14 protein-coding genes are annotated in these 14,067 nt (G+C 46.0%); 8 read left to right on the top strand and 6 right to left on the bottom strand.

The features are described from left to right. Positions 1-2 precede the first annotated feature (2 nt). Positions 3-770, top strand: coding sequence for a monofunctional biosynthetic peptidoglycan transglycosylase (gene mtgA, locus AOC29_RS01150; RefSeq protein WP_215296242.1), 768 nt, complete (start codon positions 3-5; stop codon positions 768-770). Here mtgA and pyrF read toward each other — a convergent pair. Beyond that, positions 763-1,602 carry an orotidine-5'-phosphate decarboxylase gene (gene pyrF / locus AOC29_RS01155; protein ID WP_215296243.1) on the bottom strand — a complete coding sequence of 280 codons (840 nt, stop codon included), beginning with the start codon at positions 1,600-1,602 and terminating at the stop codon, positions 763-765. The genes mtgA and pyrF overlap by 8 nt on opposite strands. Before the next feature lie 73 nt (positions 1,603-1,675). Between pyrF and corA the strand changes: the two genes are divergently transcribed. Next, positions 1,676-2,641 carry a magnesium/cobalt transporter CorA gene (corA, locus tag AOC29_RS01160; RefSeq protein WP_215296244.1) on the top strand — a complete coding sequence of 322 codons (966 nt, stop codon included), beginning with the start codon at positions 1,676-1,678 and terminating at the stop codon, positions 2,639-2,641. 1 nt (position 2,642) lies between these two features. On the opposite strand, the gene AOC29_RS01165 is transcribed toward corA, so the two are convergent. Genes AOC29_RS01165 through thiL form a run of 3 tightly spaced genes read right to left on the bottom strand, consistent with a single transcriptional unit; the run spans position 2,643 to position 4,725 of the window. After that, a complete protein-coding gene (locus AOC29_RS01165) occupies positions 2,643-3,137 on the bottom strand; it encodes a CinA family protein (protein ID WP_215296245.1) in 495 nt (164 codons plus the stop codon). Between the two features lie 2 nt (positions 3,138-3,139). Beyond that, complete coding sequence (locus AOC29_RS01170) at positions 3,140-3,709, bottom strand: phosphatidylglycerophosphatase A (RefSeq protein ID WP_215296246.1); 570 nt, start codon at positions 3,707-3,709, stop codon at positions 3,140-3,142. Beyond that, the gene (gene thiL, locus AOC29_RS01175; RefSeq protein ID WP_215296247.1) at positions 3,706-4,725 is read right to left on the bottom strand and encodes a thiamine-phosphate kinase; all 1,020 of its coding nucleotides are present in this window, start codon (positions 4,723-4,725) and stop codon (positions 3,706-3,708) included. The genes AOC29_RS01170 and thiL overlap by 4 nt, the downstream gene beginning before the upstream one ends. A 94-nt stretch (positions 4,726-4,819) precedes the next feature. Between thiL and AOC29_RS01180 the strand changes: the two genes are divergently transcribed. Next, positions 4,820-7,141: an NADP-dependent malic enzyme gene (locus AOC29_RS01180; RefSeq protein ID WP_215296248.1), complete on the top strand. Its 2,322-nt coding sequence runs from the start codon at positions 4,820-4,822 to the stop codon at positions 7,139-7,141. A 128-nt stretch (positions 7,142-7,269) separates the two neighbouring features. Then, positions 7,270-7,890 carry a barstar family protein gene (locus AOC29_RS01185; RefSeq protein WP_215296249.1) on the top strand — a complete coding sequence of 207 codons (621 nt, stop codon included), beginning with the start codon at positions 7,270-7,272 and terminating at the stop codon, positions 7,888-7,890. A gap of 32 nt (positions 7,891-7,922) precedes the next feature. Here the strand turns inward: AOC29_RS01185 and AOC29_RS01190 are convergent, their stop codons facing one another. After that, a complete protein-coding gene (locus AOC29_RS01190; protein ID WP_215296250.1) occupies positions 7,923-8,684 on the bottom strand; it encodes a 16S rRNA (uracil(1498)-N(3))-methyltransferase in 762 nt (253 codons plus the stop codon). Positions 8,685-8,728: 44 nt separating this feature from the next. On the opposite strand from AOC29_RS01190, the gene tkt reads away from it, so the two are divergent. Then, entirely contained in the window at positions 8,729-10,741 is a 2,013-nt protein-coding gene (tkt, locus tag AOC29_RS01195) for a transketolase (protein WP_215297253.1), read from the top strand. 40 nt (positions 10,742-10,781) lie between these two features. Then, positions 10,782-11,810, top strand: coding sequence for a type I glyceraldehyde-3-phosphate dehydrogenase (gene gap / locus AOC29_RS01200; RefSeq protein ID WP_215296251.1), 1,029 nt, complete (start codon positions 10,782-10,784; stop codon positions 11,808-11,810). A 113-nt stretch (positions 11,811-11,923) separates the two neighbouring features. On the opposite strand, the gene fur is transcribed toward gap, so the two are convergent. After that, positions 11,924-12,379 (bottom strand): ferric iron uptake transcriptional regulator, encoded by a 456-nt coding sequence (gene fur, locus AOC29_RS01205; protein ID WP_215297255.1) that lies wholly within the window; start codon positions 12,377-12,379, stop codon positions 11,924-11,926. 124 nt (positions 12,380-12,503) lie between these two features. On the opposite strand from fur, the gene AOC29_RS01210 reads away from it, so the two are divergent. Then, positions 12,504-13,154: an outer membrane protein assembly factor BamE gene (locus tag AOC29_RS01210; protein WP_371817087.1), complete on the top strand. Its 651-nt coding sequence runs from the start codon at positions 12,504-12,506 to the stop codon at positions 13,152-13,154. A gap of 79 nt (positions 13,155-13,233) precedes the next feature. Then, on the top strand, positions 13,234-14,034 hold the full coding sequence (gene dapB / locus AOC29_RS01215) for a 4-hydroxy-tetrahydrodipicolinate reductase (RefSeq protein WP_215297257.1): 801 nt from the start codon (positions 13,234-13,236) through the stop codon (positions 14,032-14,034). Positions 14,035-14,067 lie beyond the last annotated feature (33 nt).

Here is a 14,067-nt window from a genome sequence, read left to right on the forward strand (position 1 = left end):
TCATGCGCTGGATTGCTTACCTAGTCAAATGTCTCTTGGCAGGTTTTGTAGCCATGCAGGTATATTTTGCCGTTCAGATCGGCCTATGGATTAGTGTAGATCCCAGCAGCACAGCCTTTCAGAGAGCGGAGCGCTGGCGCTTGTGTTCCTGGCATTGGACTTGTTCCGTGCAATCAAAGTGGACGCCTTACGATAAGATTTCAAACAATCTCAAACGTGCGGTTTTGGTTAGCGAAGACGACATCTTTTTTCAACACAAAGGGGTTCGTGTTGAAGACATGCAAAAAGCATGGCAAAAAAATCAACAGCAAAATCAGCAAAAACCTCAGGCGGGGGCTAAATCTAAAACCGTGCTGCGTGGTGGGTCAACCATTACTCAGCAGCTTGCAAAAAATTTATTCTTATCTTCCGAGCAAAATTATTTTCGTAAAGGGCAAGAGCTTTTCATTACCGGACTCTTAGAGCTGACGCTATCTAAACAGAGATTGTTTGAGATCTACCTTAATTCAGTAGAGTGGGGTGAAGGCATTTTTGGTATTGGGGCTGCTTCTGAGCACTATTACGCAACTACGCCAGCAGGACTAGATCTAGATCAGGCTGCGGCCCTAGCTTCCGCTTTGCCAGCACCCAAGTGTTTTGATAAAGAGAAATATTGCCGCAAGGCCAGGATCCACTTTCCAACCAGACAAGAATTTATTTTGGAGAATATGGGGCGTGTCGCTTTAGCGCCGATAGCTCAGCCCAAGAGTTCGTCTAAGACTGCTAAGTAGCCGCTCTTAACGCATCACGCGTGGACTGTGCCACGTTTCGTGCAGCCTGCGCAAAATCATTTCCAGAGCTTGCATACAGAATGGCTCTTGAAGAATTAATGATCATGCCTGTTCCAGGTTTGCCTGGAATACTGCCCGCTTTAACGGTGGCTTCAATATCTCCACCTTGGGCTCCGATGCCGGGGATGAGTAAAGGCATCTCCCCCACAATTGCTCGTACCTTTGCGATCTCTTCTGGGAAGGTTGCGCCCACAACAAGACCAATTTGACCCGAGCGATTCCAATGAGTGGCTGCAAGTTTGGCTACATGGAGATACAAAGGCTCCCCATTTGGGGAAACATTTAAGAACTGTAAATCTGAGCCACCTGGATTAGAAGTGCGACACAGGACAATGACACCTTTACCAGCATGTTTTAGATAGGGCTCAATCGTGTCAAAGCCCATATAGGGATTGACGGTGATGGCATCCGCACCATAGCGCTCAAAGGCCTCTAGAGCGTAGTGGTCTGCGGTACTGCCAATATCACCACGCTTGGAATCGAGGATGACAGGAATATGGGGGTATTTGTCTTTGAGGTGACGTACCAGTTTTTCTAGTTGGTCTTCAGCGCGTTGTGAGGCAAAGTAGGCAAACTGAGGCTTGAAGGCGCAGACCAAATCTGCAGTGGCATCAGCGATATCGCGACAGAACTCAAAGATCCCCGCAGGTTTCCCTTGCAGGGATGGGGGTAAGCGCTTGGGGTCTGGGTCAAAACCAACACACAGCATGCTGCCTTGGGAAGCCCATGCAGACTGGAGTTGCTGGTGAAAGGTATTTGAGCGAGGGTTCATTGGATTTAGCTTATTTTAGTGAAATAGTCATGATCTATAGGATAAACTAGCGCACATTCCTTAGGAGTTCACCATGATCAACTTGTTCGTCCTGCAAAATGGCCGCCTCTCTCAAGAGCAAGTGGAAGATCGCAATGAATTATTGCAATACGCTAATCCTATCTGGATTGACGTAGTTGATCCAGAGGAAGAAGAGCTCGTTTGGATTAAAGAGGCTTTTGGTGTGCTTTTGCCCGAGTTAGATGACTTGGGCGACCTAGAAGCCTCTGCTCGTTATTTTGAAGCGGATGACGGTCATCTCCATATCCGCACCGATTTTTTATTGGATGAAGAAGAGACTTCTCGCAACGTGCGTGTGGCGTTTGTGCTGACTAAGCAAGTGCTGTTCTCGATTCATGATGAAGATTTACCAGTATTCCGCTTAGTCCGTTTGCGTGCGCGTTTGCGCCCCGGCTCAGTCAGCAATGCAAAAGATGTCTTGCTTGACCTCTACTCCACGGATGCCGAGTATTCAGCCGACGCTTTGGAAGAGGTTTATGAAAACCTTGAGCAAGCAGGTAAGCGAGTGCTGTCTGATAGCATTAACGATGCCGATGCTGCAGAGGTTTTAGAGACGATTGCAAAGGAAGAGGATACCAACGGACGCATTCGTCGTAACGTGATGGATACCCGTAGAGCCCTGTCTTTCTTAATGCGCAGCAAGTTACTATCGGATGAGCAACAAGAGGAAGCGCGCCAAATTTTGCGTGATATTGACTCACTTGAAAACCATACAGCATTCCTATTCGACAAGATCAACTTCTTGATGGATGCGACAGTCGGTTTTATTAATTTGAATCAATCCAAAATTATCAAGATCTTCTCGGTGGTCTCCGTCGCTTTAATGCCACCTACTTTGCTGGCGAGTATTTGGGGTATGAACTACAAGCACATGCCTGAATTGGATGCGACTTGGGGTTATCCAATGGCAATCGGTTTGATGATTATTTCAGCGATTATTCCGCTGGGCTACTTCCATAGCAAAGGCTGGATGAAGTAATTTAATTCTCGAGTAGCTTTGCCAATTCGCTCAGTACGTAATTGCAAGATTGTTCCCGAATCGCTTGGCGGTCTCCAGCAAAGTGCATCGTTTTTGTAAGCACTCTATTTTCACCAGCTTCATTTTGAATAGCCCAGCCAAAGCATACTGTTCCCACAGGTTTTTCTGCTGAGCCACCGCTGGGACCTGCAATACCGGTAATTGAGATGGCGGCATTGACATCTGCATTCAGCTGAGCGCCTTTAGCCATCGCTTTAGCAACTTCCTCGCTCACTGCTCCAAAGCTTTGAATAAGCTCTGCCGGCACCCCCAAGGATTCTTCTTTGGCTTGGTTACTGTAAGTGATGTAGCCCCGCTCAAACCATTCGCTTGAGCCCGCTAATTCAGTGAGAGTGGCGCAGACCAAGCCCCCAGTACAAGACTCTGCAACCGTCATTTTCCAATTTCTCGAGCGCAAAATTTCTGCCAAGGTTTGGACGGTATCGAGTGAATGCATATTTAAATCCAACCCATTTGAGTGCTGACTACTTGCAAGAGAGTAATCACCAAGAGTGTGAAGAAAGCTGCCGCAAGATCATCCACCATGATGCCAAACCCACGCCACAGGAGTTGCAGGAAGTGTGAAGGGGTATCGGTATTCTCGAGCGTTTTAAAGTGGCGATCAATCATGCCGATAGGACCCGGTTTAGCAGCATCGAAATATCTAAAGAGAGCGAACGCAAGGATCTGCATCCAAATACTGGTCGGTGTAATGAATAACAGCACCAACCAAAAAGCCATCATTTCATCCCAAACAATACCGCCAAAATCTTTCTTACCTAACTCTTCACTGACATGGCCACAGATCCAACAGCCCAACAAAATACCGCCACCAGTGATCCATAGAAAATGTTCTATGGTGAGGAAATGCTCAGCAATCAAAAAGCTTGCCCAGGCCCAGAGAGTGCCTGCAGTGCCAGGCGCTACCCGGCTTAGACCGCTACCAAAGCCAAAGGCTAGAGTGCGACTTGGGCTCTGAAGCATCCACTGGAAACCAGGCTTCACAACTGATGGATTCTGATCAGTCATTTTGCGAAGTGGTCAAAAGAGTGGAGTAGTGCAGCGGTATCCGCATCACTGAGTAACTTACCATCAGTTCCCTGGATGCGAATCTGGGTACTACTATTTTTCATGGACGTAATGCGGCCAATACATGTGAGGGGAAGTTTGAGTTCTGTGCTGATATTGAGAATCACATCACGTTTGCTACTAGGTGCAGTGAAGCAAAGTTCATAATCATCACCACCGCTGGCAGCAAATTGGTTTTGTATTGCTTTACTTTGTTTTTGCAATGTGGCTGATATTGGAAGTTGCTCCAAAATAATTTCTGCATCAAGCTGTGATTGTTTCAGGATGTGCTTTAGATCACCAAGTAAGCCATCCGATACATCTAAGGCGGCACTTGCCACTTCCCTTAGTGCCATACCAAGCCCAACTCTGGGTGTGGGTTGATGCATGCGATGGTCAATTGCTTTTAAGTCGCTTTCCGAGAGCGTGATTTCATGACGCAGTGCAGCAAGAGTGAGTCTTGCATCGCCAACAGTTCCTGAAACCCAAATCTCATCATCAATCTTTGCCCCTGATCTAAGAATGGCTTTTCCAGTGGGAATGCTACCAAATGCAGTAATCGAAATGGTGAGGGGGCCAGCACTAGTGTCGCCACCGATGAGGGGGCAAGAAAATTGATTTGCGAACGCAAATAAGCCCTTAGAGAATGCTTCCAGCCATTTTGTATCAACCTCAGGCAAGGCAATGGCCAATGTAAACCCCAGTGGCTTAGCACCCATTGCGGCAAGGTCAGAAAGATTGACTGCTAAGGCTTTGCCGCCTAATTTCTCAGGGTCAGCATCGGCAAAAAAATGTCTACCCGCAACCAACATATCGCTGGTAATAGCAAGTTCTTCGCCTGGCAGGAGTTTGATGAGTGCGCAATCATCCCCAATGCCCAAACTGAGGGTCGTATTTGAAGCGTTTGAGGCACTAGCCGTTTTAAAAAAACGTTCAATGAGATCGAATTCGCCGATTGGGCCGGATTGAGAATGCATACCTTATTTTATGACCCTTGGCAGTGCAATGCGAGAGAGGAATAGAATTAAAGCCTTAATAAGCATTAGACAAAACGAGTTAGCGAGTTAGTTGATGAGCATAGAAAATAGTAAAGAGCAACAAATTGCAGCTTTAAGAGAAGCTGCCCTTCAGTACCACGAGTTTCCAGTTCCTGGAAAGATCGAGATTGCTCCAACTAAGCAACTGACTAATCAACGCGATTTAGCGCTTGCCTATACTCCTGGCGTCGCAGCCCCTTGCGAAGAAATTGTGAAGGACCCAGCCAATGCTTTTAAGTACACCGCCCGTGGAAATTTGGTTGGCGTGATTACAAACGGTACCGCTGTTTTGGGTTTGGGAAATATCGGACCATTGGCAAGTAAGCCAGTGATGGAAGGTAAAGCCGTTCTCTTTAAGAAATTTGCTGGCATTGATGTTTTCGATATCGAAGTCAATGAAAATGATCCAGAAAAATTAGTCGAAATTATTGCGGCACTTGAGCCTACTTTTGGTGGCATCAATTTAGAAGATATCAAAGCTCCAGATTGCTTTATTGTCGAGCGCAAGCTGCAAGCTCGTATGAAGATTCCAGTCTTTCATGATGATCAGCACGGTACTGCGATCGTAGTTGCAGCCGCGATTATCAATGGTTTGAAGGTGGTTGGAAAAGACGTTAGCAATGTGAAGTTAGTTACCTCTGGTGCTGGCGCAGCTGCATTGGCTTGCTTAGATCTGTTGGTGGATCTTGGCATTCCTCGTAAAAATATCTGGGTAACTGACCTTGCTGGTGTTGCTTACAAAGGCCGTAAAGAATTAATGGATCCTGAGAAGGAGCCTTTCTGCCAAGAGACTGATTTGCGTACTCTCGATCAAGTGATTGCTGGCGCAGATATTTTCTTAGGTCTATCTGCTGGTGGTGTATTGAAGCAAGACATGGTGAAGAAGATGGCCGACAAGCCATTGATTTACGCCTTAGCAAATCCAACCCCAGAAATCTTGCCTGAAGAAGTAAAAGCAGTTCGTCCTGATGCGGTGATGGCAACGGGCCGTACTGACTATCCAAATCAAGTCAATAACGTTTTGTGCTTTCCATTTATTTTCCGTGGCGCACTCGATGTTGGCGCTACTACCATTACTCGCGGTATGGAAGTAGCGGCCGTAAAAGCCGTTGCAGAGCTTGCCCAAGCTGAGCAAAGCGAAGTGGTGGCATCGGTTTACGGAATCGAGAATCTTTCTTTTGGTCCTGAGTATTTGATTCCAAAACCATTTGATCCGCGCTTGATTACCGTCATCGCTCCCGCTGTGGCTAAGGCTGCAATGGATGACGGCGTTGCTTTACGTCCGATTAAAGATTTTGATGCGTATCGCAATCAGCTACAACAATTTGTATATCACTCCGGTACTTTGATGAAACCGCTCTTTAGTATTGCGAAGAGAGTTCCAGCAAATCAAAAACGCATTGTCTTTGCCGAAGGTGAGGATGAGCGTGTATTGCGTGCCGTACAAATTATCATCGACGAGCACTTAGCTACCCCAATTCTGATTGGTCGCCCCGAGGTGATTGAACATCGTATTGAGAAGTTCGGCCTGCGGATGAAGACGGGCGATGATTTTGAGATTGTGAATCCAGAGCGTGATTCACGCTTTCGTGACTTCTGGCAAACCTATCTTGGTTTGACTGAGCGTAAGGGTGTCACAGAGTCATTTGCTAAATTAGAAATGCGCCGCCGTCATACTTTAATTGGCTCCATGATGATTGCTAAGGGAATGGCTGACGGCATGATTTGTGGAACGATTGGTAATGCAGCTACTCATCTGAAGTATGTTGATGAAGTAGTTGGTCGTGAGCCAGGTGCAAACGTCTATGGAGCAATGTCTGGATTAATTCTTCCAGGTCGCCAAGTGTTCTTGGTAGATACGCATATCAATCTAGATCCAACTGCCGAAGAATTGGCAGAATTGACTTTGATGGCCGCTAGCGAAATGCGTAAGTTGGGTTTAATTCCTAAAGTGGCATTACTCTCACACTCAAACTTTGGATCTAGTAATGCGCCATCTGCAATCAAAATGCGCGAAGTCTTGGCTTTAATTCAAAAGGCAGATCCCACCTTAGAGGTTGATGGTGAGATGCATGGAGATAGTGCTTTAGATGAAACCATTCGCGCTGGCACAGTGACTTCATCGCCATTAAAAGGCGATGCCAACTTGTTAGTTCTGCCAAATATTGACGCTGCCAACATTTCTTACAACTTGTTAAAAACAGCTGCAGGTAATGGCATTGCTATCGGTCCTCTGTTGCTTGGGGTTGCTAAACCAATTCATATTTTGACGCCAGCAGCGACGGTTCGTAGGATTGTGAATGTGACTACTTTGGCTGTGGTTGAGGCTGCCAGTAACGCAAGAGGCATCTCCTAAGCGCTCATCATTTATGTAAGTTAGCAATTACTTACATAAATTAATCCTATGTTAATCAATAACTTATATAAAAAGCACTGTATTTGGGCTTGATTTGATGACGTGTTAAGGGTAACCTACTACTCATCATGAATAATCGCTCTGAAAATACCAATCTAGCAAGCTTCGAAGAACATAGCCGCGCTGAAAGTTGGGATAGCAATGATCGACTCGAGACCGAATCGTCTGCTGCCAATATTTATGCCCAAGGCGGTTTATCTCGTTTACAAACCTATGCAGCAAATCAAGTTTCGGGGAAAAAAGTGACAGCTTCTTGGCGTGCCGCTTTGGCCGTTCGTGATGCCGGACCGCCGGCCATGTTGCGCAGTGTGCGCACTAATATCGTGCAATCTATTCGTGCTTTCCGTACACCAGATTTACAGGAAGCCGCTACAGAGCTCGGTCAACATTTCATTTATGCCAATTGCGTCAATGCAATGACAAAGAGTGAGGTTCTAGAAGCAATTGCCATTGCTTACACCTTTACTAAGCAACAAGCAAAAAACTTTGACCCTCTATTGGATGCGTTGACCACAACTACAGATAAGGCAGGTCAACAACCTGGATTTGTAGTGGTGCTCGAAGGTTTACCTTGCACTCAAAAGTTTGATAAAGAAGCACGCGAGACTCTGTTAGATGTCTTCCGTGATGCCGTAGATTATTGGGCTGAGCGTCGCACACCATATCGGGTTTTCTACTCTTTTGCTTAATCGCTAAAAGACCGCAAACCAATGAATCGCCTCTATTTGAGGCGATTTTGCATTTCAGGATTCCAAATGCTGTGTACCGCTGTAATGGCTACAAGGCCTGCGGTTTCAGTGCGCAATACGCGCTCTCCTAAAGAAACAATTTGGTACCCCGCGGCTTCAGCTTGCGCTTCCTCTTCTGGTGAGTGACCACCCTCTGGTCCGATCATGAGAACAATATCTTGGGGCTCCTTTTCTATTAAAACGGAGTAGAGGCTTTTGCTAGCATCCGGACTCAGGAGAAGTTTGAGTGCAGGCTTTGAACTTGCTTTGAGGTAAGTTGCAAAATTTTGGATAGGTTCAAGCTGCGCCAATACTGTTCTGTCACATTGCTCACAAGCAGCTTGAATAATCCCACTCCAATGGGTTAAACGCTTTTGGACGCGATCCTGGTCACTTGAGCGGGTCAGTTTGAGAATGGAGCGTTCACACTGTAATGGCGCGATGATTTGGGCACCTGTTTCTATGGCTTTTTCAACAATCCAATCCATTTTGTCACCGCCTGCCAAGCCTTGGGCCAAAGTAATTGCATATGGGGTCTCGCGGTGGGTATCAGTGCGGATATCGCTCAGTTGGGCTAAACCGCTTTTTCCACTGAAGGAAAGGAGCTCTGCCTTAGCGATTTGCCCTTTTCCATCAAATATGGGAAATGATTCCCCAACCTGAACGCGCCGAACCCGTAAATGGTGGCAAACCTCAGAGGTGAGGAGGGTGGGCTTTTGGGATTCCCATGGTCCGGGAAGATAAAATTGAGGCATTACTGAAATATAGCCAATTTATTTTCCTCGAGACCACTTTTACGATGTCAAACCTTCAAATTCGTATGGCCAATGCCATTCGCGCCCTATCCATGGATGCAGTTCAACAGGCAAACTCAGGGCACCCTGGTATGCCGATGGGAATGGCAGATATTGCTGTTGGATTATGGAATGAACATTTAAAACACAATCCGACTGATCCCCACTGGATCGATCGCGATCGTTTTGTTTTATCTAATGGTCATGGATCGATGTTGTTGTATTCACTGTTGCATCTCTCTGGATATGACTTACCCATTGAAGAGTTAAAAAATTTCCGTCAGTTGCATAGTAAAACCCCAGGACATCCTGAGTATGGAATTACAGCCGGGGTAGAAACTACTACAGGTCCATTGGGCCAAGGTATTTCAAATGCGGTTGGCATGGCGCTTGCTGAAAAGTTACTGGCTGAAGAATTTAATCGTCCCGGTCACAACATCATCGATCACTACACTTATGTATTTTTAGGTGACGGTTGCTTGATGGAGGGTATCAGCCATGAAGTTTGTTCATTGGCTGGCACATTAAAGCTAAACAAGTTGATAGCACTTTGGGATGACAACGGTATCTCGATTGACGGCAAGGTGGTTTCTTGGTTTAACGAAGATACGCCAAAACGTTTCGAAGCTTATGGCTGGAATGTCATTCGTGATGTCGATGGTCATGATGCGGAAGCAGTTTCGAAGGCGATTGCTCAGGCTAAAAAGAGTGCTAAGCCAACCCTGATCTGCTGCAAGACAGCGATCGGCAAGGGTTCTCCTAATATGGCTGGTAGCGATAAAGTGCATGGTTCGCCACTAGGCGCTGCTGAAATCGCTGAGACTCGCGTGGCCTTGAATTGGCCCTATCCACCATTTGAAATTCCAAAAGATATTTATGCTGCTTGGGATTTTAAAAAGCGTGGCCAAACTGCTGAACACGAATGGAATAAAGAATTCCAGAAATACAAAATCCAATTTCCAGAACTTGCTTCTGAATTACAGCGCCGTATGCAAGGCGATTTGTCAAAAGACTTTTCAGCCACACTCAATGCGTATTTAAAAACTTGCCAATCTAAAGCAGAAACGATTGCTACTCGTAAAGCGAGTCAAAATGCGATTGAAGCTTTAGCCCCCGTTTTGCCAGAATTTATGGGCGGTTCCGCAGACTTAACCGGTTCAAACTTAACTAATTGGCCTGCATGCAATCCTGTACGTGGCGATCAATGGGGTAATCACATTAACTATGGTGTGCGTGAGTTTGGTATGAGCGCCATCATGAACGGGATTGCCTTGCATGGCGGTTATATCCCATTCGGGGGCACCTTTTTAACCTTCTCTGATTACAGTCGTAATGCTATTCGTATGGCTGCTTTGATGAAGTTACGTAGCATCTTTGTCTTCACCCATGACTCAATTGGTCTAGGAGAAGATGGCCCAACCCATCAATCTGTGGAGCACGTTGCTAGCCTACGTCTGATTCCTAACCTGATGGTTTGGCGTCCTTGTGACACTACCGAGAGCGCTGTTGCTTGGGGCGCGGCGGTTGAACGTCAGAATGGTCCGAGCGCTTTGATCTTTAGTCGTCAAAACTGCCCATTTGTTGCTCGTAACAGCCAGCAGATTAAAGACATTGCACGTGGTGGCTATGTATTGCGTGATCCTCAATCAGGAAAGATCGATGCAGTCATTATTGCTACTGGTTCTGAAATTGCACTTGCATTGCAAACAGCCGAACGTTTAGAAAAAGAGAGTGCTGGAAAAATCGGTATTCGAGTCGTTTCGATGCCTTCGACCACAATATTTGATCAGCAAGATGCTGTCTATAAATTTAAAGTATTGCCGGCCAATACCCCACGCATCGCTGTTGAGGCAGGCGTAACGGATTTCTGGTGGAAGTATGGTTGCGCAGCCGTGCATGGTGTTGATACCTTTGGTGAGTCAGCACCTGCTGCTCAGCTGTATGAATATTTTGGTTTAACGGTCGATCAAATTGCAAAGACTATTAAGCAATGCATCTCGAAGAAATCAAATAAATAAAAGTTAGCGCAATAAATTTAATATTAGTAAGGGGAAATAAATGACAATTCGTGTCGCAATTAATGGTTACGGGCGTATTGGCCGCATGGTACTCCGCGCCTTGTATGAAGATCAGGTAAACGGCAAGCCACGTCGTGATATCAAGATCGTTGCGATTAATGCGATGGGCGATATTGCAATCAACGCCCACCTCACTCAATACGACTCTGCCCATGGTCGTTTCCCTGCCGAGGTATCTGTAGATGGCGATTGCATGGTAGTGAATGGTGATCGTATCAAGATGTTCTGTACACGCAATCCTGCTGAAACCCCATGGGGCGAGTTGGGCGTAGATTTAGTTTTAGAGTGCACTGGTAAGTTCACCTCTAAAGAAAAGGCAATGATTCATATTCAACAGGGTGCTAAGAAAGTATTGATTTCTGCGCCTGGCGAAAAAGATGTCGATGCCACCATTGTGTACGGTGTGAACCAAAATGTATTAAAGCCAAGTGACGTGGTTGTTTCTAATGCAAGTTGTACTACCAACTGTTTAGCGCCATTAGTTAAGCCATTGTTAGAAAAAATTGGCATTGAGTCTGGCTTGATGACAACGATTCATGCATTTACGAATGATCAGGTGTTGACCGATGTGTATCACAAGGATATGCGTCGTGCGCGCTCTGCTGTGAGCAGCATGATTCCAACGAAGACTGGTGCAGCAAAAGCAGTCGGCTTAGTTTTGCCCGCTTTAGCAGGTCGCTTTGATGGTTTTGCGATGCGTGTGCCTGTGATCAATGTCTCAGTGGTTGACCTCACGTTTGCCGCTAGCCGTGCAACGAGCGTAGATGAAGTAAATTCTATTTTGAAGGCTGCTAGCGAGGGCGAGCTCAAAGGCATCTTGGGCTTTAATACTTTGCCTTTGGTTTCCATCGACTTTAACCATGATCCACGCCCAAGTATTTATGACGCCTCTCAAACCCGTGTTTCTGCTGATGGCAAGCTAGTCAAAGTTTTAGCTTGGTACGACAACGAATGGGGTTATTCAGTACAAATGCTCAACGCAGCTGAGGCATTAATGGCGGTAAAGTGATTAAAAGTCATTAAATGTAGTTAAAAGTTGCTAAAAAATAAAAAAGACCTCAATTTGAGGTCTTTTTTCATATCCCTAGCCCTGAGAATCAACTCAAAACCTCAGAAAAGTGCTTATTTTTGCTTATTTCGGCAGTTTTTCTTCTGGCAATGCCCGTACATTGCTAAAGAGTGCTCTTGAAGCTTAAAACCGAGGTTCTTGGCAATATCCCGTTGCCGCTTTTCAATGGCCTCGTCCACAAACTCTTCTACATGCCCGCAGTCTAGGCAAACCAAGTGGTCATGGTGGTTACCTTCATTAAGTTCGTAGATGGCCCTGCTATCACCCTTGCTAGACTCAAAATGGCTGCGGAGCAAAAGCCCTGCCTGCTCAAACTGGGTAAGCACTCGATATACCGTGGCTAAACCGATTTCCTGATCTTCTTTAGTGAGGGCCATAAAGATGTCCTCAGCACTAAAGTGGGTGCCGCCATTTTGATGAAAAAAATCGAGAATTTTCATGCGTGGGCCAGTGGCTTTGAGGCCAATATCACGCAAATTTTCAGGAGTAGGGTTTTGGTTCGTATTCATGGCTTTGGGAGCTAAAATCAATGTCTTAATGATACGGCCAGCCATGCAAAATTGCCTTGAACTTTTTAGTCGTTTTTTTAACCCGTTTCTGAAGAGGTATTTTGCCTCTTCAAGAGGGGGTGTATTGGCTCTTGCTTTGTTTGGCTTGCTAGGTATTGCGGGGTGTACTACCGCGGTAGATGAAACCCAGCGCGCCTGGATGAACAAAATTTTCAGACCATATGTTCCCGACATTGTTCAGGGTAACTTTATTTCCAGCGAGCAATATGCCAAATTGCAGTTGGGTATGACGCGTGAGCAGGTACGTCAAATTTTAGGTACTCCATTATTGGCAAGTTACTTCCATGCCAATCGCTGGGACTATGTTTTTGAATTTAAACGCTCAGGTCAGCGTGTTGGCAAAGAGCGGCATGTCACCGTATTTTTTGATGGCGATAAAGTGGTGAAGTTTGAAGGTGATGCTTTGCCAACAGATGTGGAGTTGGTGGCTGAGATTGATAACTACGCTAAGACGAAACGTTCGTTTTGGGATGTAATGACGGGTTCAAATAAGCCCCCAGTAACACCGCCTTTGCAACAACCAGAATTATTGGTGCCAAGTCCAACCGATAACTTGCCTAAGGGGGCTGCTATACCACCAGTCCCTGCTGCAAGCACAGGCTCTTTCTGGGACTATTTTACTTTTTCAAAGTCGTCAGATGGCAAAGCATCCCAGCCGGAAACTTTAGGCCCTGGCGCAATGAATACTCCGCCAGCGGCTGAGAAAAAGCAGTAGAAATGATTGATACATTGATGCCAGGTAAATAATCCTGGACGTCTCTAGAAACTTTTAATAAGAAGCGAAGAAACACATGATGAAGATTGCAATTGCTGGAGCAACCGGTCGTATGGGCAAGATGTTGATTGAGACTGTTCTTAATGCATCTGATGCGCAACTTGAAGGTGCTCTTGAGCATTCAGCTTGCTCTCAATTGGGAGAAGATGCGGGCGCTTTCCTGGGTAAAAAGACGGGTGTGCTCATTTCTGCTGATGTGTCTAAGGTATTAGCGAACGCTGATTTTCTGATTGATTTCACAAGGCCAGAGGGCACCATGGCGCACTTGGCTGTGGCAGAAAAAACCGGCACCAAGATGATTATTGGTACAACGGGATTGAGTGCGGATCAAATTGCAAATCTTAAAAAAGTTTCTGCAAAGTTAGCTATTGTGTTTGCGCCCAATATGAGTGTTGGTGTGAATGCCACATTCAAGTTACTGGAGATCGCAGCCAAGATGCTCAATCAAGGTTACGACATTGAAATCATCGAAGCCCATCATCGTCACAAAGTAGATGCGCCTTCCGGCACTGCTTTGAAGATGGGTGAGGTTATTGCAGATGCACTTGGTGAAAAGCTAGATGATCTGGCTGTGTATGCACGCGAAGGCCATACTGGCGAGCGTAAAGAGGGGTCAATTGGCTTTGCAACGATTCGTGGTGGCGATATTGTGGGAGATCATACAGTGCTGTTCGCTGGCGATGGCGAACGTATTGAGATTAGCCACAAGTCTTCAAGCCGTCAGTCTTATGCCCAAGGATCTTTGCGGGCCGCGCGTTTCTTGCAGAACCAAACTTCAGGTCTTTATGACATGCAAGACGTGCTTGGCTTACCCAAATAACCATATTAATTTAATAAAAAACCAAAAAATAAG

This window comes from Polynucleobacter sp. JS-JIR-5-A7, from assembly GCF_018687935.1.
Classification (GTDB): domain Bacteria; phylum Pseudomonadota; class Gammaproteobacteria; order Burkholderiales; family Burkholderiaceae; genus Polynucleobacter.